The following is a 25,232-nucleotide window of genomic DNA, read 5'->3' on the forward strand; positions in this document are numbered from 1 at the left end:
CTGAGTAGCGGAGCTACGAGCGACGACTCCAACGCCGCGAGGTGCCGCCCTGGACGACGCGACGGGGCAAAGATTGGCGGGAGGGGCACTAGATCGACAGAACCGGAGGCCTCGGGGTCGAGGTGAGGAGGCCTTTGTCAGGCCTCCCGTACGGCCGGGGCCTGTCCCTCCGCCGTGACCGCGGGGGCAGGCCGGTCCGAGGCCACCAGCTCCTGCCAGTGCCGGCGGCGCTGTGCCTGGGCGACCGGGTCGGGCACCGGCACCGAGGCGAGCAGGCGCTGCGTGTAGGGGTGGGCCGGGCTGGCGAGCACCCGGCGCGCCGTGTCGAGTTCGATCAGCTCGCCGCCGCGCAGCACCGCGATCCGCTGCGCGAGCATGCCGACCACGGCCAGGTCGTGGCTGATGAACAGGGTGGCGAAGCCCAGCCGCTCCTGGAGTTCGGAGAACACCTCGAGCACCCTGGCCTGTACGGAGACGTCCAGGGCCGACGTGGGCTCGTCGGCGATCAGCAGGGCCGGGTCCAGGGCCAGGGCCCTGGCGAGGCTGGCGCGCTGCCGCTGCCCGCCGGACAGCTCGTGCGGGTAGCGGGTGGCGAGCGTCGCCGAGAGGTGGACCGCGTCGAGCAGTTCCGTCACCCTGGGCCAGGCCTGCGACATGCTCGCGGCCCGACCGTGGACGATGAGCGGTTCCGCGATGCAGTCGGCGATCGTCATCTTGGGATTGAAGCTCGTCGCCGGGTCCTGGAAGACGAACCCGATCTGGGAACGGATCGGCCGGATGTCCCGCTCTTTGCCGCCGATCATTTCCCGGCCCAGCACCCGCAGCGAGCCGCCACTGGCACGAACCAGCCCGGCGATGGCGCGGCCGATGGTCGTCTTGCCCGAACCGGACTCCCCGACCAGCCCCAGCACTTCGCCTGGGCCGAGGTCGAAGGACACATCTGACACGGCACGGAACGGCGCCTGCCCCCAACGGCCGGGGAAGGTGACCTCAAGGTTCCGCGCCCTGATCACGGGCTGATCGCCGCCCGCTTCGGCCAGGGCCGTACGCGGTGGATCCGCGACGACCGTCGTCTCCAGCGACGGAACCGAGGCCAGCAGCGCCGCGGTGTAGTCGTGTTCCGGCGTGCGGAACAGGGTGGTCGTGTCGGCCACCTCCACGATCTGACCGGACTTCATGACGACCACCCGGTCGGCGAGATCGGCGACGACGCCCATATTGTGAGTGATCAGCACCACGGAACGGCCGAACTCGTCCCGCACCCGGCGCAGCACATCGAGGATCTCGGCCTGCACGGTGACGTCGAGCGCGGTGGTGGGTTCGTCGGCCACGATCACCTTGGCGTCGAGCGCCAGCGCCATGGCGATCACCACCCGCTGCTTCTGCCCTCCGGACAGTTGATGCGGGTAGTAGTCGACCCGCACTTCGGGTTCTGGGATTCCGACGCGGCGCAGGAACTCCACGGCCTGCTCGCGCGCCTGCCGCCGGGTGATCCTGCGGTGCGCCCGCAGCCCTTCCGCGATCTGCCAGCCGATCGTGAACACCGGGTTCAACGCGGTCGAGGGCTCCTGGAAGACCATCGCTATGTCGGTCCCACGCGCGCGGCGCAGCCTACGGTGGTCCATCCGTACGACGTCCTCGCCGTTCAGCAGGATCCGCCCGCCGATCGTGGCGTTCTCCGGCAGCATCCGCAGGATGGACTTGGCGGTCACCGTCTTGCCGGAACCGGATTCGCCGACGATCGCCAGCACCTCCCGGGGGCGTACCTCCAGGGAGACGTCCGCCACGGCGGTGACCCGGCCGGTGTCGGTGGCGAACTCCACCGACAGGTTGCTGATGGTGACGACCGGGGTCATGCCGCGCCCTCCGTCGTTCTGGCCCGGCGGCTTTCTCGACGGAGCCGAAGCCGCGGGTCGGCCAGATCGTTCAAGCTCTCTCCCACCAAGGTGATCCCCATGACCAGCAGGACGATGGCCAGGCCGGGGAACACGCCGGTCCACCAGATGCCGCTGGCGACGTCGGAGATGGCCCGGTTGATGTCGTAGCCCCACTCGGCTGCCGCCGCGGGGTTGATCCCGAAGCCGAGAAAGCCGAGGGCCGCCAGGGTCAGGATCGCCTCGGAGGCGTTCAGCGTGATGATCAGCGGCAGCGACCGTGTGGCGTTGCGCAGCACGTGCTTGGCCAGGATGCGCCGGGTCGAGGTGCCGATCACCTGGGCCGATTCGACGTACGGCTCGGCCTTGATCCGCAGCGTCTCGGCCCGGGTGACCCGGAAGTACTGCGGCACGAACACCACGCTGATCGCCAGGGCGGCCGCGAGGATCCCGCCCAGGAAACTCGACTGCCCGCCGGAGATCACGATCGAGACCACGATCGCCAGCAGCAGCGAGGGGAAGGCGTAGATCGCATCGGCGATCATGGCGAGCACCCGGTCCAGGGCTCCGCCCAGATAGCCGGAGATCAGTCCCAGCGCGACACCGATCACCAATGACGGCGCGATGGCCATGACCACGGTCAGCAGGGCGGTCCGAGAGCCCCAGACCACCCTGGAGAAGACGTCGTAGCCGCCCACCGTGGTCCCCCAGAGGAACTCGGCGGACGGGGACGCATGCCGGGGGAAGGCGCCGCCGGGACCCGACAACTGGTTATAGGAGTAGGGGGCGATCAGCGGGGCCAGGGCGGCCGCCAGGAGGAAGACGCCGACGAGAACGAGACCGGCGATGAGCATGCCGCGCTGCAGCCCGCTGCTGAGGCGCAGGTGCCACACGATCGGCAGGGAACGCCAGGACCGGGCTCGCGTCATGGCCACGCGCTGCGAGTTCTCCATCAGTACCTCACCCGGGGGTCGATGAACGCGGCGATCACGTCCACCAGGAAGTTGGTCACGGCCACGATCACCGCGAGCAGCGCCACGATTCCCTGCACCGCGACGTAGTCGCGCGCCGCGAGATAGCGCGCCAGCTCGAAGCCGAGGCCACGCCACTCGAAGGTGGTCTCGGTCAGTACGGCCCCGCCGAGCATCAGCGCGATCTGCATGCCCATCACCGTGATGATCGGGATCAGCGCCGGACGGTAGGCGTGCTTGCGGACCAGCCGGCGCTCCCGGACCCCACGAGACCGGGCCGCGGCGACGTAGTCCATCGACAGTGTGCCGATGAGGTTGATGCGGACCAGGCGCAGGAACACCCCTCCGGTGATCAGTCCGAGCGCGAGCGCGGGCAGCACCGCGTGGGACAGCACGTCGGAGATGAGGTCCCACCGCCCGGTGCGAAGCGCGTCGAGGGTGTAGATCCCGGAAGCGCCGTCGATGCCGGACAGGGTCAGTTGGGTGGCGGTCGTGCCCCGGCCGCCCAGCGGCAGCCAGCCGAGCCAGACCGAGAACACCAGCTTGAGCAGCAGCCCGGCGAAGAACACCGGGGTGGCATAGGCCAGGATCGCCAGGACCCGCAGCACCGCGTCGGGCAGGCGGTCGCGGCGGTAGGCCGCCCAGCGCCCGAGCGGGATGCCCACGGCCAGGGCCACGATCACCGAGAAGAACACCAACTCGAAGGTGGCGGCGCCGTAGGTGAGCAGCACCTCCGAGATCGGCCGGTTGTCGGTGACGGTGCGTCCGAAGTCGCCGGTGAAGATGTCGCGGATGAACTCGGCGTACTGCACCGCGATGGGGCGGTCGTAGCCGGCGGCGGCGAGGCGCTCGGCCAACTGCTCCTGGGTCAGCCGACCGCCGGCCGAAGCCGTGATCGGATCGCCGACCACGCGCATCAGCACGAAGACGAGGCTGACCAGCACCAGGACGGTGGGGAGGATGAGCAGGAAACGTACGAGGATGTAACGGCCCAGGCCACCGCCCGTCTTGACGGCCACCGTGGCCTTGTCCTCCAGTGACGTCGTCGCCATGCTTCCCTCACGTCTTCCTGCCGATACGCCCGGGTACGCGCGATAAGCCCGGTACGCCCGGGGCCCGCCGGCTCCTGCCGTACGGGCCCCGAGCACACGTCCCTACGACGACTTGCTGAGCACTCCCATGCGGAACCGGAAGGAGGCGTCGAGGGTGGTCTCCACGCCCTCGACCGTGTCCCGGGCGATGACGATGTCCGAACCCTGCAGCAGCGGCAGCGTCGGGACGTACTCGGCGTACATCTGCTGAGCCTTCTCGATCAGGCCCGTGCGGGCGGCCGGGTCGACGGCGACGCGGGACTCCTCGATGAGCTTGCTGAGCTCCGGCTTCTCGTTCTCCTTGCCGAGCAGCGAGCTGACGTCGTCGGAGCCGTAAATGATGTTGAGGTAGTTGTCCGAGTCGGGGTAGTCGGAGAACCAGCCCAGCTGGTAGGCCGGGTACTCGTGCTTCGCCTGGTCCTGGATGTACTGGCTCCAGATCGTCGTCTGGAGGTTCACCTCGAACAGCCCACCGGTCTCCAGCTGGGCCTTGATCAGGGCGTACTCCTCGGCCGAGGTGTCCCCGTAGTGATCGTTGTTGTACTGCAGGTTCAGCGCGACCGGGGTCTCGACACCCGCGTCCGCCAGCCGCTTCTTGGCGCGCTCGACGTCGGGGCCGCCGTTGCCGTCGCCGTACAGGCTCTTGTACGGCTCGGCCGCGCCGTCCAACCCGGCCGGGACCTGGCTGTAAACCGGGCTGTACGTGCCGAGATAGACGTCCTTGGCCAGCGCGTTTCGATCGATGAGGTCGGCCGCCGCCTGGCGCACCGCCGTCGCCTTGGCCGGGTCGGCCTGGCCGGTGCTCGATCCGTACGGCATCGCCGTGAAGTCGAACACCATGAACCGCATCTCCGCGCCGGGCCCCTTGTAGACCTTGATGCCCGGCTTGCTCTCGAGGTCGGCCACGGCGGTCGGGCCGAGGGTGCGGTAGGCGATGTCGATGTTGCCCTGCTCGATGTCGAGCTTGAGGTTGCTGGGCTCCGCGTAATACTTGGCGACCAGCTCCGCGCTCTTGGCCTCGCCCAGGATCCCGTCGTAGCTCTCGTTACGCTTCATCTGAGCCACCTCGTTCTTCTTGAACGCGGTGATGACGAACGGGCCGTTGAACGCGTTGGCCTTGACGATCTCGGCGTCCTCGGCCAGTTTCCCCTCCGGGAACACCTCCTCGTCGAGGATCATCGCCGCCGGGCTGGTGAGGATCTGCGGCCACAGCACGTTGTCCTTCGACTTCAGCTTGAAGACGACGGTGTCGTCGCCCTGGACCGTGATGTCGTCGAGGTCGGCGAGCAGCTGCGAGGGACCGTTGGGGTCGTTGATGCGCCGCATCCGTTCGAAGCTGAACTTCACATCCGAGGCGGTCAGCTTGTGGCCGTTGGCGAAGGTCAGGCCGGGCCGGATCTTGACCGTGAACTCGGTGGGCGACGTGAACTCCGCCGATTCGGCGATGTCGGGCACCGGCTGGGTGCTGCCGGGCTTGGAGGTCATCAGCCAGCGGTACACCTGCCCGTGCAGGGTGGCCGACCCCAGGTCCCAGGTGCCGGCGGGGTCCAGTCCCGTGACCTGATCGGTGGTGCCGATGGTCAAGGGGCTGCCACCACCCGCCTGGTCGGAATCGACCTGGGCACAGGCGGACAGTGCGACAAGCAGGGTGCCCGTCAGGGCGAGCGCAAGCCGATCAACCCTCATGTCATCTCCTCATGGTGAACGGACGGCGGAAGCCGAGTCCGCCGCGATCGGCGGGTGGTCAGCCCATGGCGGTGGCGATGCGGTCCTCTGCCATGGCGCGGACGGCCGCCTCTTCGTCGGGGAAGTCCTGTGGAGTGGTCCGGTCCAACCGGAACGGCGCGGGGTCGGTCAGCGGCTCGTCGCCCATCATCAGCTCCGCGACGAGACGGCCCATCCCCGGCCCGTGGGTCACCCCCGACTCGTTGTCCCCGCCGATCAACCAGACCCCACGACAGGACGGAACGGGTCCGACGTACAGGTTGCCGTCGGCCGAGTAACACGGCATGCCCTGGGTGATCAGCTCCGGCTCCTCGCCGTTCAGCGCGGGGAACACCTCGGCGACGTCGGGCTGGCTCCCCCGCTGCATCTCGATCAGGCTCGGCGAGTGGGGTCGGCCGATGGCCGACGGGTCGACGCCGTCATCCTGCAGCAGCGACGCCCGCCGGTAGGCGGTGCCCACCCCCCAGGAGTAGGCACCGTCCAGCTCGCGGATCCACAGGCCCAGGTCGGGGCACTGCACGGTCGGCATGGTGGGGCTCAGCCCGACGTCGCGGGTCACGAAGCGGGTCGCGACGACCGGCACCAGCGGCAGCCGCCAGCCCACGGTCGCCAGCACCTCGTTGCTCCACGCCCCGCAGGCGATGACCACGGCCTGCGCGGGAATCGCCCCGTCGGCCGTCTCGACCCCGGTCACCGCCCCGTCCTGGGTACGGATCCCCGTGACCCTGGTGTTGTGCCGCACGCTCACCCCGGCCCCGGCCAGGTCGTCCAGGATCGCGACGACGGCCTTGCCCGTGGTGAGCTGGATGCCCTCGGCCATGAAGATCCCACCGGCGATCTTGTCCGCGTCGACGGCCCCGGAGGTCATCTCCTGGATCTGCGCGGGGTCGAGCACCCGGGTGCCGGGCAGCCGGTCCGGGTGCTCCATGATCCCGGCGCGCAGCCGGTCCAGGGACTCTTCTGTCAGGGCCAGGACGAGGTTGCCGTTGGCGGCGAAGTCGAGATCGTGACCGGCCTCGTGCAGGCTGCGATAGAACTCGATGCCGTAGATCTCCAGTGGGACGCACCCGCGGTGGAACCGCCGGTTGGTGTCGGCCGCGAACGCCGCCACGAACCCCGCTCCCGCGGGGGTGGTGCCGCTCAGCGGGTCACCCGCGTCGATCAGCGTGACGTTTCGCGCACCGGCCCGGACCAGATGAAGAGCCGCGCTCGCGCCGAGAATTCCGGCGCCCACGACGCAGATCGGGGTGTCCGCAGCTAGTGGAGTCATAGCGCAATCCTGCCGAAGGGCTGGTCAGGAGGGTACCGACCCTTGATGAAATCATCGGACCCCCGGTTCGACGTCCGTTGAAAGGCGGAGCGCACCGCTGCGCGGAAACCGGGTCACTCCGCCTCGTTCTTCAGATGGCGCCCCAGCCAGGCCAACATACGCGGCAGGAAGTCCGCCGTGTCGGGGAAGCCGGCGATGCCGTGCCCCTGCCGCGGATACAGCACCAGGCTGGTCGGCACGCCCTGACGGCGCAACGCCTGATGGAACATCACCGCCTGGTCCGCCGGGGTCGTCTTGTCCAGCAGGCCGGCGGTCAGCATGGTCGGGGTGCGGGCACCCGCCACGTGCGTCAGCGGGCTGCGGGCGTGATAGGCGTTGCCCGGTGCCGTGATGTCGTCCCTGAGGAACAACTCGTCGAACTCGGGGATGTCGGACGTGTAGTGCTGACTGATGAAGTCGGTGACGGGAGAGGTGGCGATGGCCGCCGCGAACCGGTCCGTCGTGGCCGCCAGCCAGGCCGACATCAGCCCGCCGTAACTGTTGCCGGTCACCGCCACCCGGGAACCGTCCACGAGGCCCTGCCCGATCAGGTGGTCGATGCCGCTGAGCAGGTCGTCGACGTCCTTCCCGAGCATGTCGCCACGGACTCGGTCGATGAAGTCCTGTCCCCTGCCGTGGCTGCCGCGCGGGTTGACGTACAGGCTGGCGTACCCCTGCTCGGCCAGCAGCCCCACGTAGGGATGACGGTTTCCGTTGGCGATGCCCCACCGGTTGCGCCAGGCCGCCACCGGGCCGCCGTGGACGTTCAGCAGCAGCGGAAAGGGACCCGGCCCCGCCGGGAGGACCACGATGCCCTGGATCTCCAGCCCGTCCGGCGCCCGCCAGGACACCTCCATGGCCGTCTGACCCGCGGCGAGGTAGGCGTCGGCGCCCGGGTGACGCAGGTCGTGGGTCGTACGGACCCGTCCCGGTTCGATCCGCACCAACCGGGGATAGCGGGTGAAGGACTCCATCACCCCGTGTACGCGCCCGTCCACGTCGATGTCGCCCATCGGGGTGAACCCCGACAGGGTCTCCGGTCCGGCCCACAGTCGTGTGCAGGTGGCGGCCGAGACGTCGATGCCGCCCACCACGGTGGTCAGCCCGCGCAGCCCGACGTAGCCGACCCGGTCGCCGGCGCGCATCAGGCAGGAGACGTCGACCCCGTCGGTGTCGAGCCGGGTGCTCGACCCGGCGTCGTCGACGCACACCACGTCACCGGCCACGACCCCCCGGTCGCTGCTGATCGACTCGATCACCAGCAGGTGCCGGCCCAGGCCGACCGGATGCGACAGCTGCCGCCCGTCGACGGGGTCGTACCGTACGTCCACCGAACCGTCACGGGTGTCGATGACGGCCAGGTACGCGGCGTACCAGGCGCCCTCACCGGCCCTGTCGGACATGATCGCGACGATCCGGTCCTCGTCGATCCACTCCGCCTCCCAGACGTCGCGACCCCGCAGGTCCAACGTCCGGCTCTGCCCGGAGGCCGCCTCGACGAGCACGAGCTCCCGCGGGCGTTGCGGGTCGTCGGTGTACGCCAGGGGGCCGTCGCCGCCGTCACCGCCGGCCGGGGCCACGTCGTAATGCTCGTCCTGGGAGGGGCTGGTGACGGCCAGCAGGCGGCCACCGGACGGCGATCCGGTTAGGTGCTCCACCCGGCCGGGCGTCGTTATCCGATGCACCGGATGACCGTCTTCGTCGCAGACCAGCACCGAGTCCCCCGAGCCGATCAGCAGCCGGTCACCGGCCCAGCCCAGGCACTGGGGCTCCAGGTGCAGGGTGCGCATCGCCCCCGAGGGCACGTCGACCAGGCATACGACGGAGTGGGCCGGACGCGAGATGTCGGTGAGAACGGTGCCGATCGCGGCCGCGGTCGAGCCGTCGGGCCGGACCCGGACCGCCCCCATCCTGCTGACCTGTCCGAAGGCCGGGCCCTCGGTGCGCTGCAACCAGTCCTCTACGAGCCGGCGGTACGACGCCGCGGGGAAAGTTCGTGACATCCGTCAACGCTAGGCATCGCCGTCGCGGCATCGCTACCGAAGAATGCCGCAACATTCCCGCTCGGGCACCTACATCTGTCGAAGCGCCGGGCCCTCGGCCGGGTCACTCCCCGCCCGGTGCGGACAGCGGCTTGCCCGGGGTCCAGCCGAGCAGGCGGGCCAGCCGGAAGGCCAGGTGCAGCGTCAGACGGGCGTCGCCATCCTGCAGATCCAGTCCGCAGACCTCGTTGAACCGACGCAACCGGTAGTAGAGGCTGGTGCGGTGGATCGCCAGGGCGCTCGCCGAGGACAGCGCGTCGCCGGCGTGGTCCAGGTAGACCTCGACGGTACGGACGATCTCCGCCGCCGCGGGATCGGCCAGCATCTCGCGAAACCTGTCGGGCACCAGATCCCGCAGGGCCGCAGCGGCCTCGGCGTGGTGGGCGAGGAAACGGTAGGCGCCGATCTCCGACCAGTCGGCCTGCGCGCCGTACCGTCCGGTCGTCTTCACGACGTGCGCCGTGGCCACCGCCTGCCGATAGCTGGTCAGCACCGCGTCGGGGCCGGTGCGGACCTCGCCGATGCCCGTGACGACCGGCGTCCCCCCGAGTGCCCGCGTGCAGGCGGCGCGACCGGCCTTGGCCAGGGCACCGATCGCTCCGTCCCCGCCGGTGCGCTGCGGCACCAGCAGCACCGCCGCCTGGTCGGTCACGAGTGCCAGGCAACGTAGATGGGCGGTGTTGGCCGCGACGCCGTCCAGGCCCAGGTAGAGCGCGTCCTTCAGGTCCTGCGAAAGCGGAGGTTCCGGCAGCGGCCCGAAGGCGAGCACTCGCAGCGGCCCGTCGACACCGCTTCGCGTGCCCGCCAGGCGCATGGCGGCCGTACGCACCCGGACGTCGTCGGAGAGCAGGTCTTCGAGGATGGAGCGTTCCCACACCAGGGAGGTGTCGCGAGGCATCCCGCCCTGGGCCATGATGCGTGCGGCCGCCCTCCCGGCCGCGGCGACCTCGTCGAGCTCGGCGTCTGTCAGCGACTCGTCCTCGTCGATGATCCACAGGTAGCCGAGCAGCCGTCCCGCGTGCCGCAGCGGCACGCACACCCGGGACAGCATCTCCCAGCGCTTCTGTGCCGGGATCCGCACGATGTCCTCGCTGGAGCTCTCCAACACTCCCAGGACCCACGTCACGACCTCCGGCTGGGCCCGCAGGTGCAGGATCGACTCCATCCGCGTCTGGTCGATGGGCCCGTGGTGCGGGGTGTGGACGAGCAGCCGCAGGGTGGGGTCGTCGACAGCGACGGTTCGGTGGATGCGGGCAGCCAAAGAGTGAGCAAGCCCATCTAACTGCGCCAACACCCCAAAAGTATGACATCTGACTTCGTCACCTGTCGCAATGCGCCCCGCACACTCTCGACAGCGGGCGGTGTCGGCCCGGGCCGGCCGCGCCCTAACGTGATTGCTGAGCCAAGGGGAGGTGCCATGTCCGGGCAGACCGCGGACGTCGTCATCATCGGAGCCGGCGTCATGGGCAACTCGGTAGCGCTGGAGCTCGCGCGGGCGGGTCGGCGCGTCGTGGTTGTGGACCGCGGTCCCGGTCCCGGTCACGGATCCACCAGCGCGTCCTCCGCGATCGTCCGGTTTAACTACTCGACATGGACGGGCGTCGTCACCGCCTGGGAGTCCAAGCACGCCTGGGAACGGTGGGGCGAGCACCTCGACGGGCTCGACGACGGCCCGCTGGCGAAGTACTTCAAGACCGGCGGGCTGGCCCTGGACTCCCCCGATCAAGACTTCACGGTCGTACGGGACCTTTTCCAGCAGGCCGGCGTGACCTATCAGGTGCTGTCGCCGGACGACATCCGCGCGAAGATTCCCGGCCTGTCCCCCGACCGGCACTATCCACCGAAGTCGCTGGACGACAAGGCCTTCTGGGACGACCCGCAGGGCGAGCTCTTCGGCCTGTGGACGCCGGATTCCGGCTTCATCGACGACCCCGCACTGGCCGCGCGCAATCTCCTGAACGCGGCGCGGCGCAGCGGGGTCGAGGTCGCGTTCCGCACCGCCGTCGTCGAGATCCGCAGCAAGGGCCGGACGATCATCGGGGTGACGCTCGCGGACGGAACGAGGATCGACGCCCCCGTCGTCATCAACTGCGCGGGTCCGCACTCGGCCGCGATCAACGCCCTGGTCGACGGAGTGCTGGACGACTTCACCGTCACCACCCGCCCGCTGCGTCAGGAGGTCCACGAGGTCCCCGCCCCTCCCGGCTACGGTGCTCCGGGTCCGATCGTGGCCGACCTCGACCTGGGCGTCTACTTCCGCGGCACCCCCGGCGGCAACCTCCTGGTCGGCGGTACAGAACCGCGGTGCGACCCCCTGCACTGGCTGGACGACCCGGACGACTATCACGGTGCGCCGACGCAGGCGGTATACGAGGCCCAGACCTGCCGGGCGGCCCGGCGGCTGCCCGATCTCGCGCTGCCGCACGCGCCGCGCGGCATCGTCGGCATCTACGACGTGAGCTCGGACTGGACTCCTATCTATGACCGCACCGCCGTCGACGGCTACTACGTCGCCATCGGCACCAGTGGCAACCAGTTCAAGAACGCCCCCATCGTCGGGCTGATCATGCACACCCTGATCACCGCGTGCGAGAACGGTCGGGACCACGACACCGACCCTGTCCAGCTCCGCCTGCCGTACACCGGCCACGTCGCCGATCTCGGTCACTACAGCCGCAGGCGCGAGATGAACGAGACATCCGGGACCGTGATGGGCTGAGCCCGGCGATCGAACGGCAGGCGGCGGCCGGGGCGGCCGTTCCTCCGCCGCCCCGGCCGAAGCGCACGGGGGAGACGACGCGCACGGACGGACGGTTCTGCCGTACCCGGTGATGGAGCCGTCCGTGGCGTGTAGTGTTGGGGAAAACAGGTTGTGTCGAAGTCCCGGTATGCGTAACAGCGTCTGCGGAGCTATGACAGCGGGCGTCTACCGGATGAAGCCATGGCTTTCCAAGGCGGTCGGTCGCAGCAGCCCCGAGATCACTCCGTGGCTCTCGGAGATCGTTTCAACAAGGAGAGAGAGCATGGCTCAGGGAACCGTCAAGTGGTTCAACGCCGAGAAGGGCTTCGGCTTCATCGCCCCCGACGACGGGACCGCGGACGTCTTCGTCCACTACTCGGCCATCGACGCCGGCGGTTATCGGTCCCTGGAGGACAACCAGCGGGTCGAGTACACCGCGGGCCAGGGCGCCAAGGGCCCGCAGGCCGAGCGCGTACGACCGCTGTAATCAGTGCCGTGACAGCGGCAGGTGACGGCCGGGCAGTGGCCTGGCCCGTCACCCGATGAGCGACAAGGCCCCGGGCTCTCACCGAGTCCGGGGCCTTCTCATGCGGAGGGCCCTCACCCTGGCCCGGGCGACGACACCTCGACGGCGCCTCGACCGCCGGATGCCGCCCTGCCCCTACGAAAGCCGTTCCACGATCATGGCGATGCCCTGTCCGCCGGCCGTGCACATCGTCTGCAACCCGAGCCGGCCGTCGTGGGACTCCAGGGAATTCAGGAGGGTGACCGTCAGCCGTGCGCCGCTCATGCCGAACGGATGCCCCATCGCGATCGCACCCCCGTTCACGTTCAGCCGATCGTCAGGGATGTCCAGGTCTCTCTGGCAGGCCAGCACCTGTGCCGCGAACGCCTCGTTGATCTCGACCTGGTCGATGTCCGCCATGGTCATGCCGGCCTGTCCGAGCACCTTGCGGGTCGCCTCGACCGGCCCGAGGCCCATGATCTCCGGTGACAGCGCGCTGACGGCCGTCGCCACGATCCGCGCCCGTGGCGTGAGTCCCAGCGCACGTGCCTTGGCGTCGCTCATCACGACCAACATGGCCGCGCCGTCGTTCAGCGGGCAGCTGTTGCCGGCCGTGACCCGGCCGTCGGGACGGAACACCGGGGGAAGCCGGGAGACCACCTCGTAGGTGACGCCGCGCCGGGGCCCGTCGTCGGCGGTGACGACCCGCCCGTCCGGCAGGCGTACCGGGCAGATCTCCCGGGCCCAGAATCCACTGTCGGCCGCCTCCTCCGCACGCCGCTGCGAGCGTACGGCGAAACGGTCCATGTCCTCCCGCTCGATCCCCTTCAACTGCGCCACGTTCTCTGCGGTCTGGCCCATCGGGATGTGCGCGTCGGGGAGCAGCCCGAGATCCCGCGGATCGTCCCAGCCGTGTGCGCCCTGGTCGACCCGCCGTCTGGTCCGCTCGCCGGGCGCGGTGAAGATCTCGTTTCTCGTGTCGGGCCACCCGTCGGCCGTTCCCCTGGCGAACCGGGACACCGTCTCGACGCCGACCGAGAGGTACGCCTCGCCCTCACCGGCCTTGATCGCGTGGAAGGCCATCCGGGTGGTCTGCATCGACGAGCCGCAGTAGCGGTTGACGGTGGTCCCCGGAAGCCCGTCCAGACCCAGTTGGATCGCCGCGATGCGGGCCAGGTTGAAGCCGGACTCCCCCGCCGGCTGCGCGCAGCCGAGCAGCAGGTCCTCGAAGTCCGCCGGGTCGGCCTCCGGCACGAGCTCGAAGCCACGCCGGATGACCTGGGTGACCAGATCATCCGGGCGTATCGTCGCGAGTGACCCCTTCACCGCGCGGCCGATGGGCGATCTCACGGCCGCGACGATGACCGCCTCAGGCATTACTTCCCCCTCCGGCGGGACGGGCCCGGAACGCCCGGAGCGGCCGGCCGCGCCCCTCGGCGCCGTGGCGCGCGGGCGGGGTCGAACGGCCGCAGTTCCGGAACGTCTCGGCCCTCGATGAGCCGTACGAGCAGGTGCGCGGTCGAGGGCGCCATCATCACGCCGAGCATGTTGTGCCCGGTCGCCAGGAAGATCCGCGGCCATCCCGGTGCCGCGCCGATGAAGGGAAGCCCGTCCGGGGTCATCGGACGCGGCCCCATCCACTCGGCCGTACGCCGGGCCCAGTCGACGCCCGTGAAGTAGGGCGCGGCCGCGTTGACGACCTCCCGGATGCGGCGTCGGTTGAACCTGTCGTCCCTGGCGTCGAACTCCATCGTTCCGGCGATGCGCACGCCTCCGTTCAGCGGGACGGCGCCGACGTGCGCCTCCTCCAGCTTCAGCACGCGGGTCAGCGGCGCGGCCGGAGCGATGCCGAAGCTGTATCCCTTACCGGGGCGTACCGGGAGGTCGAGCCCGAGATCGCCGGTCAGGTCGGCGGAACCTGCTCCGGCCGCGATGACGACACGCGCGGCGGCGAAGCCGCCGACCGTGGACTCGACGCGTACGTCCTGAGACGACGGGACGACGCGCGTCACCCTCGCGCCCTCGTGAATCACGACGCCGTCGGCGCGCAGGGCATCGGCGAGCGCGTCCACGAAAGCGCTCGGGTCGACCTGCCCCTGGCCGGACAGCACGAACCCGGATCGCGCCCGCTCACCCAGGCACGGCTCCAGGGCACGCAGCTCCGGCCCGTCCAGGATCTCGCCGAGGTCGCGCTCGACCGGGTAGTGCTCGCGCAGGAACGCGCGCTTCCGCTCGGCCCGCTCCCGGGAGGGGAAGAGGTACAGATATTCACGCTTCGTGAGCTCGACGCCCACCCCGCCGTCCGACAGCGCGGCGAACCGCTCATAGGTGTCGGCTCCCAACCTCGCCAGCGCCCGGACACCGGTCCTGAAGCGGCCGGCGGTGGCGTTGGCGGCCATGCGCAGGAGGAACGTCCCCATGGTCAGCGCCGCCGTCGGATGGACGTAGAGGGCGCTGTCCTTGCGGTACATGTTCTTCAGCGCGGTGCCGACGATGCCGGGCGCCGGGAGCGGGCCCACGATCGACGAGCAGATCTCTCCCGCGTTCCCGCGGGAGGCGCCGCTGCCGACCCGGTCCCGTTCGAGGACGACGACCGGATGGCCCCGGTGCGCGAGCTCCCACGCGACGCAGAGCCCGAGCACACCGCCCCCGATGACGACCGTCGGCCGCGACGCCGCTTCCCGCGTGCTCCTGTTCACGGTCGTCATCCCCGGCTCCGCGCCGACTCGACGGCGGCACGGCGCGCGGCGGTCGCCGGCTCGTCGACCTCGAAGGCGTCGGTGAACACGACCCCGTAGACGTCACGCGCGGCCTCGACGCTCACCATGCGGTTGAGCACATCGGCCAGCACCAGGGCGGGATCACGCAGCAGCGGATCGCCGTACCCCCCGCCGCCGGGCGTGTAGAGGGTGACCGTGTCGTCGTAGTCGAGGCTCATCGTGGGGCCGGTCTGGTACGGCAGTTCCCGCTCGGACTCCCTGCCCTCGTTGATGACCCACCGGCTCGGTGCGCCGCTGTGCCCGCCGAAGAGGCCCTTCGGGGGTACGGCCGAGTGCTGGGAGGTGTGCGAGAACCTGGCCGCCTCACCCCTGACCTGCCAGCTCAACTTCAGGCCGAGCCCGCCGCGGTGTCGGCCGGCGCCGCCGGAGTCGGGGTAGAGCGCCTTCGAGCGGTAGAGCACGGGGGCTTCGCATTCGGAGCTCTCGATGGAAGGGCTGGCGACGTTGGTGATCCATCCCGGCATCGCGCTCAGGCCGTCCCGGTCCGCCCGGGCGCCGAGGCCGCCGGTGCTCGGTCCGGTGCCCATCCGCCATTCCTGGCGAGCCGAGACGTCGCCGCCCTCCGGATGCGTGGTGGTGTTCACCGCGGATCCGCGACCGTAGATGAGACCGCAGGAGTTGGCCACCACCGCCTTCGGCAGCACCGCGGCCATGGCCTCGAAGATCATGTCCACGATCTGATGGGTCACCGCCATCCGCTGGTACACCGCCGCCGGAGGAGTGGGGTTGACGATGGAGCCCTCGGGCGCCTCGATCGTCACGAGGTCGGCCGGGCCCTGGTTCTTGGGGATGTCCGGCGGCATCATCGCCAGCAGGCCGAAAAGGCAGGCCGAGATGGTCGCCGACTTCGGGCAGTTGATCGGGCCCGCGATCTGCGGGTCGGAACCGGAGAAGTCGAAGGTGATCCGGTCGCCGGCCACCTTCATGGCGAGCCGGAGCGTGACTGGCCCGCCCATGCTGCCGTCCTCGAGCAGCGACTTCTCCGCCCGATAGACACCGTCCGGAACGCGCCTGATGTAGTCGGCCGTGCGCCGCGCCGCGTAATCGATCTGCGCGTCCACCGCCTGGAGGACGACGTCCTTGCCGTACCGCTCCAGCAGACGCAGGAACCCCTCGGCGCCCACGTGCGCCCCGGACACCTGGGCCAGCAGATCGCCGCGCTGCGCGTACGGCACGCTGGTGTTGGTCAGGATCAGTTTGAGCAGGTCCTCGTCCAGGACCCCGGCGGAGTACAGCTTGACCGGCGGGATCCGCAGCCCCTCCTCGAAGATGCTGGTGTGCCAGTCGTTCGGATCCAGGCCACCGGCCCCCGCCAGATGCGCGAAGATCGTGGAGAAGCCCACCAGCTCGCCGTCGTAGAAGATCGGCTCGTAGACGATGAAGTCGGCCGTGTGGTGCGCTCCGACGCTGCCGTCGACGTACGGGTCGTTGGTGAGGATGACATCGCCGGGGACGAGCGTGTGCGGCGGGAAATGCCGCTTCAGCATCCCCTTCAGACAGGGACCGAGCGCGTTGAGGTGGACCGGCACGTTGGCGCCTTCCGCGACCAGCCGCCCGGTCGCGTCGAAGATCGAGGACGAGCAGTCCTTGCCCTCCTTCAACAGCAGGGAGTAGCTCGTCCGGGTCATCGTCTCGGTCATCTGCTCGGCGAGGGATTCCAGCGCGCTCCGGATGACCTCCACGGTCACCACGTCCAGGCTGCGACCTGAGGCGCCGTCTCGCGTATCCGCTGAATTCACGAAATTCTCTTTCATGTGTCGGGCCGTCGGAAGGGGGCGCTCACCGCATGGTGAGCACGAGCGTGCCGATGGGACTCACGGAAAGGCGCTGGTCGGGCCACATGACGGTGGTGCTACCCGACTCCTCGATGATCGCGGGGCCCTCGATGACGTGGCCCGGCCGCAGCAGAGCGCGGTCGTAGACGGGGGTGTCCGTCGGCTCGTCGAACACGACCTGACGCCGTTCCTTGAGCGCCTCGTCGGCGCACGCGGTCGCGGTCGGCTCCAGCCGGGGGAAGCCGGGCTTGGCCGTCGCGGCGACCGCGGACACCCGAAGGCTCACGAGCTGCACCGGGTCGTCCGGAGAGGCGTGGCCATAGCGCTGCTCGTGGAGCCGGTGGAAGGACGTGGCCAGCCGGTCGAGCGCCCGGTCTCCGTACCCCCTTTCGAAGGGGACCACGAGCTCGAAGCTCTGGCCGCGATAGCGCAGCTCCGCGGTCCGCAGCACCGTGATCCGGTCAGTCGCGATGCCTTCGGACACGAGCTCCTTGGCCGCCTCGGTCTCGAGCTGGTCGTACCACTCGTTCACCATGCCGACGTCGACCTCGTCCAGCGGGCAGAGCCGGGAGGCGACCGCGTCGCAGCTCTGGTCGGCGAGGAGCAGGCCCATCGCCGAGACGTTGCCGGGGCTCGGCGGGACGACCACCGTCGGGATGCCGAGTTCACGTGCGGCGTCGCTGACGATCAGGCCGCCGGCTCCGCCGAATCCCACGATCGCGAAATCACGGGGATCCAGCCCGCGGGCGATGGACACCCGTCGGATCGCGCGGACGCTGTCGGCAGCGGCGATCGCGATGGCCCCGGCGGCCCAGCGCTCGGGATCCCAGTCGTCGGTGTCGTGCCTGGACAGCGCCAGCGCACGGCGAGCTGCCTGCCGGTCGAGTCGCTGCCGCCCGCCGAGGAAGTAGTCCGGGTTGAGCCGCCCGGTGACCACGGCCGCGTCGGTCAGGGTGGGCCTGGTCCCGCCGGCGCCGTAGCAGACGGGCCCGGGGCTGGCTCCCGCGCTGTCCGGTCCGACCCGTAGCGCGCCGCCCTCGTCGATCCAGACGATCGATCCGCCGCCGGACCCGATCGGGGTGATCTCGATGCTCGACAGCTGGATCGGGTGCCCCAGCAACTCGTCGCGCGGCACGACCGTGGGGGCCCCGTCTATCGCCACCGCCAGGTCGGTGCTGGTTCCCCCCATGTCGTAGGTGATCACGTTGGCGCAGTCGACCTCGGCGGCGAAGTACGCGCCGGCGATGGCCCCGGCGACCGGGCCGGAGTTGGCCACGCGGATCGGCCGCTCCGCCGCCTGCCTGAGGCTGAAAGTGCCGCCGCTGCCCTGCATCGTGAGCAGGGTGGCGCCGAAACCGGCCGTTTCCGCCTGCTCGGCGAAGTCCACGAAGTGGGCGCTCAGTTTCGGTTTGACGTAGGCGTCGAGGGCGGTCGTGCTGGCACGCTCGTACTCGGAGACGCGCGGGCTCACGACCGAGGAGAGCGACACCGGGATCTCCGGCGCCTCCTCGGCCAGGATCTGCGCCACCCGCACCTCATGGGCGGGCTCGCTGTAGCTGTGGAGGAAACAGACCGCCACGCTCTCCAGGCCCAGTTTCCGGATGGCCCGCGCGACCTGCCGGACCTGCTCCTCGTCGAGCGGCTCGACTTCGTGGCCGCGGAAATCATGGCGTTGCCGGACTTCGAAGCAGTGCCGACGTTCGATGATCGGCGGGCCGGGCTCCCACTGGACGTCGTAGATGTTGCCGCTGCGGTAGGAGTTCCTGACCTCAAGGACGTCGCCGAACCCGGCGGTCGTGAGCAGGCCGGCGGAGATGCGTTCGCCCTGGAGGATCATGTTGACGGCGACGGTGGTCCCGTACACGATCGTGTGCACGTCCGCCGGTCGTGCCCCCGCGCTGTCGAGGATTCGCGCGGTTCCCGAAAAAACGGCGTCAACTATTCTTCGGGGCGTCGAGGGAACTTTTTCGAACCAGATCTCCCCCGTCTCCTCGTCCAGCAACACGAGGTCCGTATGTGTTCCGCCAGTGTCGATACCAAGTCGGTACATCCGTTTTCCCTAGTTTCTCTGGTCAAGACAGCGCAGGCGGGCCGCCGCGAAGGTCGCGCGGCTCGATTCCGGCCTTGGCGAGCGCCGAGAGCTCGCATTTCGAGAATCACGCGATTTCGACACGCCCCCGGCTCTTCATCGTCTTCGGTAACTTTATGAACCGGAGTTGTTCGGACATATAGCCAACTGTCCACAACCGGCCGAGGATGCGTGGCCATTTGGAGCCGCGGCGCATGGCCCGCCCCCGTGCAGCAGGGCACGCTCGGCGTCCGACCACGGCGTGGCGGATCGGTCGGCGCCGCTCGACAGCCGGGCGATCCTCGTGGTCGACCGGACCACGACCGCCCCACCGGCGAGATCGACGCCGCGCGAGACCAGGTCCACGGACGCGCGGCCGACGCGGGAGCACCAGGACTCGAAGCGGATCTCCTCCCCGACCGTCGCCTGGGTCAGGCCGAACGCGGTTCTGGCCACCACCAGCACACCGCCGATCCCCGGTCGCCAGGTGGACACGGCGTCATGCCGCGCCTCCTGGAGCAGGTCGGCCGCTGCGACAGGCGACAGGCATCCGCCGGCCGTCCGGTCCGTCACGCGCACCGGAAGGACCACGGTCCACGGCGAGGGGCGGGGCGGCGTACGCGCCTGCGCCCCGGAGCCGAGACCCGCCCACGACATGTCGGGTCCGCCCAGGGTCACGGGCGGGGCGAGGAAGACCTCCGCCGAGACGCAATCGGCCACGCCTCCGCCGGGCTCGACCACGCCCGCGTCGCAGGCGACGAGCACGCCGTCCACCTGTTCGACGGGCTTCGCGCGAACCTCGATCGGGGTCCCCACCGCCTGGACCGTCCTGCGGTAGCGGATGTCCACCGACCGCCACACGAGTTCGCCGGGCGCACGCCGGGCGCTCCCCGGCTCCGCCGTGTCCGGCGGCGACCAGGAGGCGAGCGCCTGCGACACCCCGATGTGGACGAACCTGAGCCAGGCGACGTTGTTGACATGCCCCGCGACGTCGAGATCGGAGAACCGTACGGCCAGCCGGGCCCGCCAAGGGTCGCGAGGCATCGTCACCCGGCCTCCCCCGAAAGGGCTCGCCGTGGATTCTCGATCAGGATGTGGTCGAGCTCCCCCTGGTCGACGCCGGCCTGCGACAGTCGCCGGGAGAAGTGCCGGGGGATGTAGCCGAATCCGCCGCCGCCGTACGCCTGCAGGTGGTCTCTTCCGCACACGTCGTGGCTCAGCAGGATGTTGTCGATGAAACCGGCGCGGATCAGCGAGACGATGTGGGCGACCCGCGTGTTCAGCGCGAATTCCGAGCCCGGGCGGATCGTGTCGAACTGCACGTAGCATCCGCTTCTGGCGAGATCGAGATGATACTCGGGGATGTTCACCGTGTCGCAGTGACCGATGATCACCCGATCGGGCGCCACGCCCTCTTCCAGCAGCAGGTCGAGTTGCCTGCGGCCCACCGGCCAGCGCGCCGCGTGCGTGCTGATCGCCGCGTTGGTACGGCGACACGCGCGGGCCGAGGCACGCAGGTTGCGCTCCTCCCTGGGCGAGACGAACCACTGGTCCGCCCCGACCTCGCCGATGAGGCCCGCCCTGATCCGCGTTCCGGCGAACCCCTCCAGCAGGTCTCTGACCAGCAGATCGCGGATCGCGTCGATGCTCTTGCGGTCGAATTCCTCGTAGGCCAGATAGGGATCGCGATAGTGGCCGGTCCCCAGGACGATCCGTACGCCGGTCGCGGCCGACAGCTCGAGCAGGGCGGCGACGTTGTCCGGCGCCCTCGTGTGCTCGGCCGACGCGGCGGCCGGCCTCCCCGCGCGGTAGACGCCGCCCGGGTCCGGACTCGCGCCCCAGGTCAGCTCGGCGGGTGTCACGTCGACCAGCGTCACCCCGCCGGCCTCCCGATAGCGGTCGAGCTCATGCCGCATCAGATGGAAATCCTGGATCAGCCCCGTGCCCCGATATTCGCGCAACAGGTTGATGAAGACGTGCTCGTGCATGAGGGTCATGCCGAGCTGTCCGCCCTCCACGGCTCCGGTCACGGTCATGATCTGTGTCATAGCGATCAGGCCTTACTCAGCACACGTTTCAGACCCAGTGCCCGCTCGATCAACGCGACGGCCGCGAGCGAGAACACGATGAGGACCACCGACAACGCGGCGACCTGGGGATCTGTGTTGTTGGAGACGTAGCGGAACACCACCACCGGCAGGGTGGTGCGGCCGGTGCCGACCACGAAGAGCGACACCACCGCCTCGTCGAAGGAGATGATGAACGACAATGCGGCACCGGCCACCAGACCGGGTGTGATCAGGGGCAGGGTGATCCGGCGGAAGGTCGTGACCGGACCGGCTCCCAGGGTCCGCGCCGCCTGTTCACAGGCCGCGTCGACCGCGTTGAGGCTCATCATCACGGTGCGGACCACGTACGGAATCGTCAGGCCGAGATGCGCGACGACCAGGCCCGGATAGGTGCCGACCAGCCCCATCGGCCCGAGCACCAGCAGCAGAGCCAGGCCGAGGACGACGCTCGGAAGCAGCAACGGCGAGGTGAACAGTCCGATCACGACGTCCCGTCCGCCGAAGCGGTGCCGCGTGAGCGCGAGAGCGGCGGTGACGCCGACGGCGAGCGAGATGACCGTCACGACCAGACCGAGCAGCAGCGACACCCGCAGGCCCTCGAGGAACTCCCCGTTGTCGGCCAGCCCGGCGTACCACCGCAGGGACCAGTCCTTGGGCGGGAATTCGAGGTTCGGACTGGCGTCGAACGAGATGAGGAAGACCACGAGGAGCGGCGCCAGCAGGAACAGATAGCTGCAGAGGACGACGAGGCCCGCGACGGTTCTGTAGATCGCTTCGGAGAAAGATCTCATGGCGCTTACTTTCCTTCCACCATGCGGAAGAGGCGCTGGTAAAGGACCAGGAACACTCCGAAGAGGAGAAGCAGGAGCACGGAGAGGGCGGACGCACGTGGCCAGTCCAGCGTCGTCGTCGCCTGGTCGTAGATCTCGGTGGCGATGACGAAGACCCGGCCGCCGCCCATGAGCCGCGGCGTGATGAACGCGGAGATGGTCAGCACGAACACCATCAGCGCGCCGGTGAACACGCCCGGCAGGCTCAGGGGGAACGTGATCCGGACGAAGCAGCGCAGCCGTCCTGCGCCCAGCGATCCGGCGGCCTCCTCCAGATTCTTGGAGACCCGGCCGAACCCGGCGATCATGGCGAGGATGGCGTACGGCATCATGATCTCGACGAGGGCGATGACCACGCCGGTGACATTGTTGGTGAGCACGAGCGGCTCGCTGGTGATCCCCAGCGTGCGCAGCGCCGAGTTCACGACGCCGTCGTCGGACAGCAGGATCAGCCAGCCGAAGGTCCGTACGACCGACGACGTCAACAGCGGTGCGATCGCCAGCGCCATCAGCAGTCCGCGCAGCCGCGAGCGCGTGCGTGCGAGGAAGAGCGCGATGGGGTACGACACGACGATCGTCAGGACGGTCACCAGGAGGCCGAGCCACAACGTGTGCCAGGCGACCTTCCACATGAAGCCGTCGGTCAGCACGTCGATGTAGGACTGCGGGCTCACGGCCGGCTGGAGCTCGGCCGGTCCCACGGTCCTGTTCAGCGACATCCGGGCCAGCCAGACCAGGGGCACCAGGAAGCTGACCCCGAGGGCCAGCAGCCCGGGGGTGAGCAGGGCCACCGCCGCTCTGCGCGAGCCGCCTTCGCCGCTGGGGACACCCCCACGGGATCTCCTGGGGGGTCCTTCGGGGGATCCTCCGGCGGGTGACGACCTACTGGGGGATGACGTACGCATCCGCGTCACCCCATCCGAGACCGACCGTCGCGCCGGCCGCCAGTGGTCGACCACTGTGCGCCCGCTCCGCCAGGACGCGGGTGCCGTTCACATCGATCACGACGGACTCGACGTCGCCGAGATAGCTCGACTGGACGACCCGCCCCTTCAGTTCGTTCGCCATCTGCTGAGCGGGCTCGATCCGCACCCGGTGCGGCCGGACCATCACGGTGGCGGTCGCCAGGTCGGCCTCCGGCGCGCGTACGGACAGGGTCCCGACCCCGGCGATCTCCACCCGCAGCACGCCGTCGTCGCGGCCGACCACCTGTCCGTCGAACATGTTGGTCCGCCCGATGAAGTCGGCGACGAACCGGTTCTTCGGCGTCTCGTAGATGGCCCAGGGCTCGCCCACCTGCTCGACGCGCCCCTCGGACATCACCACGAGCCGATCCGACATGGCCAGCGCCTCGTCCTGGTCGTGGGTGACGAACACCGTGGTGATTCCGATCTCCTGCTGGATCCGCCGGATCTCGACGCGAAGCTCCTCACGCAGCTTCGCGTCGAGATTGCTCAGTGGCTCGTCGAGGAGCAGCACGGTCGGCTCGATCACCAACGCCCGTGCCAGCGCGATGCGCTGCGCCTGCCCACCGGAGAGTTGGCTCACCCGGCGGTTCGCGAGGTGACTCAGATGAACCATGTCGAGGGCTTCGGCGACCCGACGGCGACGTTCGCCTCTGGCGATGCGCCGCATCTCTAGCCCGAACTCCACGTTCTGCCCCACCGACATGTGTGGAAACAACGCGTAGGACTGGAACACCAGGCCCATGTCACGCTTGTGGACCGGACGGCTGGTGATGTCGGTCCCGTCGACGCTGATGCGGCCTGACGTGGGGGTGATCAAACCCGCGATCATTCGCAGCGTCGTCGTCTTGCCGCAACCCGACGGTCCGAGCAGGGAGATGAACTCGCCACGCGCGACATCGATTTCGACCTCGTGCACGGCCGGCCTGGGCTGGTTCGGATATGTTTTAGTTAATTTGTTGAGAACGAGATACGCGTCTTCCACGCTGGACTCCTCGCGGCCCTGAACTAATTCGAGATGACGTCCTTGCGCCAGACGTCGGTCCACTCGGCCCTGTGCTCGGCGAGCCAGTTCCAGTCGACCGCGATCATGGTCTTGAGCTTCTCCGGTGTCATGACGGTCCGCTGGGCGACCTCGTCGTTGACCTTGGTCAGCATGTTGGTCGGCGCGTAGAACATCTCAGCGGAGAACGCGGCCTGCGCGTCGGGGCTCAGCGCGTGGTCGATGAACTTCTGCGCGGCGTCCGCCTGCTTGCCGCCCTTGACGAGGTTGATGGTGTTGACCTGCATGATGCTGCCTTCCTTCGGCAGGACGACGCCCAGTGCACCGTTGGACTGGTCATGCTGCAGTTGGCTGCGCGCGTTCCATGCCAGGGCCAGCTCGACCTGACCCGACTTGACGAGCGTGTAGGTGTCGGGCTGGGGGTTCCACGTCTGGACGGACGGCGCGAGCTCGCGGAGACGCTTGATCGCCGGCTCGATGGAGGCCGTGTAGTCTCCGCCCAGCATCTTGTTCAGGATGACCGTCAGGCCGATCCCGTCCAGCTGGGGTGGAGCACTGATCGAGATCTTCCCCTTGTACGCGGGATCCCACAGGTCGTTCCACGACGTCGGCGGAGTGGACACGGCCTTGGTGTTGTAGGCGAGCGTCAGGTTGTCGAACGTGACACCCGGGCCGAAATTGTCGCGGACCTTCGCCTGCTCGCTGAGGTCCTTCATGTTGGGGACCTTCGCGGGGTCCAGCGGCGCGAAGATGCCTTCCTTGTTGGCGCTTTCCGCGACCGACAGGTCCATGATCGAAACGTCGACCGTCGGGTTGCTCTTCTGCGTGCGCAGCCGGCCGAGCATCTCCGCTGACGAGACGACGCCGTCGTACTCCACCTTGATGCCCGGGTTCGCCTGCTCGAACGGCTCGATGACCGCCTTTATGTACTTCTCCTTGAATCCGCCGGTCGCGTACGCCATCAGGCGAATGGTCGTCTCGCCGCCGTTCGCCTCATCCGATGTGGTGCCGGTCGAGCACGCGGAAAGCGCCACCGCCGGAGCCAGCAGAAGTGGCAGGACGGCTCTCCTGGACATTCTTTTCGTCACGGTCGATCTCCCGCTCTTGGGTGAGTGCGGCAGCCGGTCGCTCGCCCATCGATCACCGGCTCGTCTGGCTTGTCACGATCCATCGCGGTGGCGACTGGCATCACCGCGATGGATCGGTCGTAAGAGAGTCACACGTGACAGGAATCACGTCAGCCGACGGATGGACAGTCTCAACGGCGCGTACATGGCCAAGTGGCCAAGGGGCGATGGGATCGCCGGTGCGCCCGGAGCTTTCGGGTTCGACGCCGGTGGTGTCAGGATAGCCGTTGGTCCTGGCGAGCGTTCTGTCCCCCTTCGTGGCCCTTTGGACAAGAACGCTAAAGTACGGGTACCAGCCGGTCGGTGGCAGCCGCCGCGGCAGAGCCCGCAGAAACGCCGTCGACGCCAGGGAAACACA

Annotated in this window: 19 protein-coding genes; 2 read left to right on the forward strand and 17 right to left on the reverse strand. The window is 69.2% G+C overall.

What is annotated here, in order from left to right; all coding sequences use genetic code 11:
• Positions 1 to 137: 137 nt before the first annotated feature.
• The 7 genes from AP234_RS14410 to AP234_RS14440 all read right to left on the reverse strand — a co-directional run bounded on the left by AP234_RS14410 (position 138) and on the right by AP234_RS14440 (position 10,273).
• The gene (locus tag AP234_RS14410) at positions 138 to 1,856 is read right to left on the reverse strand and encodes a dipeptide ABC transporter ATP-binding protein (protein ID WP_055480166.1); all 1,719 of its coding nucleotides are present in this window, start codon (positions 1,854 to 1,856) and stop codon (positions 138 to 140) included.
• Positions 1,853 to 2,827, reverse strand: a complete 975-nt coding sequence (locus tag AP234_RS14415; RefSeq protein WP_055480167.1) for an ABC transporter permease — start codon at positions 2,825 to 2,827, stop codon at positions 1,853 to 1,855. The genes AP234_RS14410 and AP234_RS14415 overlap by 4 nt, the downstream gene beginning before the upstream one ends.
• Positions 2,827 to 3,897, reverse strand: coding sequence for an ABC transporter permease (locus tag AP234_RS14420; RefSeq protein ID WP_055480168.1), 1,071 nt, complete (start codon positions 3,895 to 3,897; stop codon positions 2,827 to 2,829). The genes AP234_RS14415 and AP234_RS14420 overlap by 1 nt, the downstream gene beginning before the upstream one ends.
• A 102-nt stretch (positions 3,898 to 3,999) precedes the next feature.
• The gene (locus AP234_RS14425) at positions 4,000 to 5,622 is read right to left on the reverse strand and encodes an ABC transporter substrate-binding protein (protein ID WP_055480169.1); all 1,623 of its coding nucleotides are present in this window, start codon (positions 5,620 to 5,622) and stop codon (positions 4,000 to 4,002) included.
• Positions 5,623 to 5,680: 58 nt separating this feature from the next.
• Positions 5,681 to 6,931 carry an NAD(P)/FAD-dependent oxidoreductase gene (locus AP234_RS14430; RefSeq protein WP_063842920.1) on the reverse strand — a complete coding sequence of 417 codons (1,251 nt, stop codon included), beginning with the start codon at positions 6,929 to 6,931 and terminating at the stop codon, positions 5,681 to 5,683.
• Between the two features lie 113 nt (positions 6,932 to 7,044).
• Positions 7,045 to 8,973: a prolyl oligopeptidase family serine peptidase gene (locus tag AP234_RS14435; RefSeq protein ID WP_083502108.1), complete on the reverse strand. Its 1,929-nt coding sequence runs from the start codon at positions 8,971 to 8,973 to the stop codon at positions 7,045 to 7,047.
• Positions 8,974 to 9,076: 103 nt separating this feature from the next.
• Positions 9,077 to 10,273 carry a PucR family transcriptional regulator gene (locus AP234_RS14440; RefSeq protein WP_055480172.1) on the reverse strand — a complete coding sequence of 399 codons (1,197 nt, stop codon included), beginning with the start codon at positions 10,271 to 10,273 and terminating at the stop codon, positions 9,077 to 9,079.
• Between the two features lie 156 nt (positions 10,274 to 10,429).
• On the opposite strand from AP234_RS14440, the gene AP234_RS14445 reads away from it, so the two are divergent.
• Both AP234_RS14445 and AP234_RS14450 read left to right on the forward strand, forming a co-directional pair.
• Positions 10,430 to 11,731 (forward strand): NAD(P)/FAD-dependent oxidoreductase, encoded by a 1,302-nt coding sequence (locus AP234_RS14445; protein ID WP_055480173.1) that lies wholly within the window; start codon positions 10,430 to 10,432, stop codon positions 11,729 to 11,731.
• Between the two features lie 304 nt (positions 11,732 to 12,035).
• A complete protein-coding gene (locus AP234_RS14450; RefSeq protein WP_055480174.1) occupies positions 12,036 to 12,239 on the forward strand; it encodes a cold-shock protein in 204 nt (67 codons plus the stop codon).
• Between the two features lie 174 nt (positions 12,240 to 12,413).
• On the opposite strand, the gene AP234_RS14455 is transcribed toward AP234_RS14450, so the two are convergent.
• The 10 genes from AP234_RS14455 to AP234_RS14500 form a co-directional block, all read right to left on the reverse strand.
• Positions 12,414 to 13,634: an acetyl-CoA C-acetyltransferase gene (locus tag AP234_RS14455; RefSeq protein ID WP_055480175.1), complete on the reverse strand. Its 1,221-nt coding sequence runs from the start codon at positions 13,632 to 13,634 to the stop codon at positions 12,414 to 12,416.
• Complete coding sequence (locus tag AP234_RS14460; RefSeq protein WP_055480176.1) at positions 13,634 to 14,965, reverse strand: FAD-dependent oxidoreductase; 1,332 nt, start codon at positions 14,963 to 14,965, stop codon at positions 13,634 to 13,636. Before AP234_RS14460 ends, AP234_RS14455 begins: the two co-directional genes overlap by 1 nt.
• The gene (locus AP234_RS14465; RefSeq protein WP_160330439.1) at positions 14,962 to 16,776 is read right to left on the reverse strand and encodes a hydantoinase B/oxoprolinase family protein; all 1,815 of its coding nucleotides are present in this window, start codon (positions 16,774 to 16,776) and stop codon (positions 14,962 to 14,964) included. Before AP234_RS14465 ends, AP234_RS14460 begins: the two co-directional genes overlap by 4 nt.
• A 40-nt stretch (positions 16,777 to 16,816) precedes the next feature.
• Positions 16,817 to 18,862, reverse strand: coding sequence for a hydantoinase/oxoprolinase family protein (locus tag AP234_RS14470; RefSeq protein WP_055480178.1), 2,046 nt, complete (start codon positions 18,860 to 18,862; stop codon positions 16,817 to 16,819).
• Positions 18,863 to 19,015: 153 nt separating this feature from the next.
• Positions 19,016 to 19,924, reverse strand: coding sequence for an acyl-CoA thioesterase (locus AP234_RS14475; protein ID WP_055480179.1), 909 nt, complete (start codon positions 19,922 to 19,924; stop codon positions 19,016 to 19,018).
• 2 nt (positions 19,925 to 19,926) lie between these two features.
• Positions 19,927 to 20,916 (reverse strand): phosphotriesterase family protein, encoded by a 990-nt coding sequence (locus AP234_RS14480; RefSeq protein WP_160330440.1) that lies wholly within the window; start codon positions 20,914 to 20,916, stop codon positions 19,927 to 19,929.
• A gap of 17 nt (positions 20,917 to 20,933) precedes the next feature.
• A complete protein-coding gene (locus AP234_RS14485) occupies positions 20,934 to 21,740 on the reverse strand; it encodes an ABC transporter permease (RefSeq protein ID WP_055480181.1) in 807 nt (268 codons plus the stop codon).
• A 5-nt stretch (positions 21,741 to 21,745) separates the two neighbouring features.
• A complete protein-coding gene (locus AP234_RS14490; protein ID WP_055480182.1) occupies positions 21,746 to 22,570 on the reverse strand; it encodes an ABC transporter permease in 825 nt (274 codons plus the stop codon).
• A 91-nt stretch (positions 22,571 to 22,661) separates the two neighbouring features.
• Positions 22,662 to 23,729, reverse strand: coding sequence for an ABC transporter ATP-binding protein (locus tag AP234_RS14495; RefSeq protein ID WP_055480183.1), 1,068 nt, complete (start codon positions 23,727 to 23,729; stop codon positions 22,662 to 22,664).
• Between the two features lie 23 nt (positions 23,730 to 23,752).
• The gene (locus AP234_RS14500) at positions 23,753 to 24,835 is read right to left on the reverse strand and encodes an ABC transporter substrate-binding protein (RefSeq protein WP_200926520.1); all 1,083 of its coding nucleotides are present in this window, start codon (positions 24,833 to 24,835) and stop codon (positions 23,753 to 23,755) included.
• Positions 24,836 to 25,232 lie beyond the last annotated feature (397 nt).

It is taken from the genome of Sphaerimonospora mesophila, from assembly GCF_001417795.1.
Lineage (GTDB): Bacteria > Actinomycetota > Actinomycetes > Streptosporangiales > Streptosporangiaceae > Sphaerimonospora > Sphaerimonospora mesophila.

What these genes read in the sequence shown, in the direction of transcription:
- AP234_RS14425 (WP_055480169.1), bottom strand. Translation starts at nt 5,622, where the DNA reads ATGAGGGTTGATCGGCTTGCGCTCGCCCTGACGGGCACCCTGCTTGTC.
- AP234_RS14455 (WP_055480175.1), bottom strand. Translation starts at nt 13,634, where the DNA reads ATGCCTGAGGCGGTCATCGTCGCGGCCGTGAGATCGCCCATCGGCCGC.
- AP234_RS14410 (WP_055480166.1), bottom strand. Translation starts at nt 1,856, where the DNA reads ATGACCCCGGTCGTCACCATCAGCAACCTGTCGGTGGAGTTCGCCACC.
- AP234_RS14450 (WP_055480174.1), top strand. Translation starts at nt 12,036, where the DNA reads ATGGCTCAGGGAACCGTCAAGTGGTTCAACGCCGAGAAGGGCTTCGGC.
- AP234_RS14415 (WP_055480167.1), bottom strand. Translation starts at nt 2,827, where the DNA reads ATGGAGAACTCGCAGCGCGTGGCCATGACGCGAGCCCGGTCCTGGCGT.
- AP234_RS14430 (WP_063842920.1), bottom strand. Translation starts at nt 6,931, where the DNA reads ATGACTCCACTAGCTGCGGACACCCCGATCTGCGTCGTGGGCGCCGGA.
- AP234_RS14480 (WP_160330440.1), bottom strand. Translation starts at nt 20,916, where the DNA reads ATGACCGTGACCGGAGCCGTGGAGGGCGGACAGCTCGGCATGACCCTC.
- AP234_RS14445 (WP_055480173.1), top strand. Translation starts at nt 10,430, where the DNA reads ATGTCCGGGCAGACCGCGGACGTCGTCATCATCGGAGCCGGCGTCATG.
- AP234_RS14475 (WP_055480179.1), bottom strand. Translation starts at nt 19,924, where the DNA reads ATGCCTCGCGACCCTTGGCGGGCCCGGCTGGCCGTACGGTTCTCCGAT.
- AP234_RS14485 (WP_055480181.1), bottom strand. Translation starts at nt 21,740, where the DNA reads ATGAGATCTTTCTCCGAAGCGATCTACAGAACCGTCGCGGGCCTCGTC.
- AP234_RS14435 (WP_083502108.1), bottom strand. Translation starts at nt 8,973, where the DNA reads ATGTCACGAACTTTCCCCGCGGCGTCGTACCGCCGGCTCGTAGAGGAC.
- AP234_RS14470 (WP_055480178.1), bottom strand. Translation starts at nt 18,862, where the DNA reads ATGTACCGACTTGGTATCGACACTGGCGGAACACATACGGACCTCGTG.
- AP234_RS14420 (WP_055480168.1), bottom strand. Translation starts at nt 3,897, where the DNA reads ATGGCGACGACGTCACTGGAGGACAAGGCCACGGTGGCCGTCAAGACG.
- AP234_RS14460 (WP_055480176.1), bottom strand. Translation starts at nt 14,965, where the DNA reads ATGACGACCGTGAACAGGAGCACGCGGGAAGCGGCGTCGCGGCCGACG.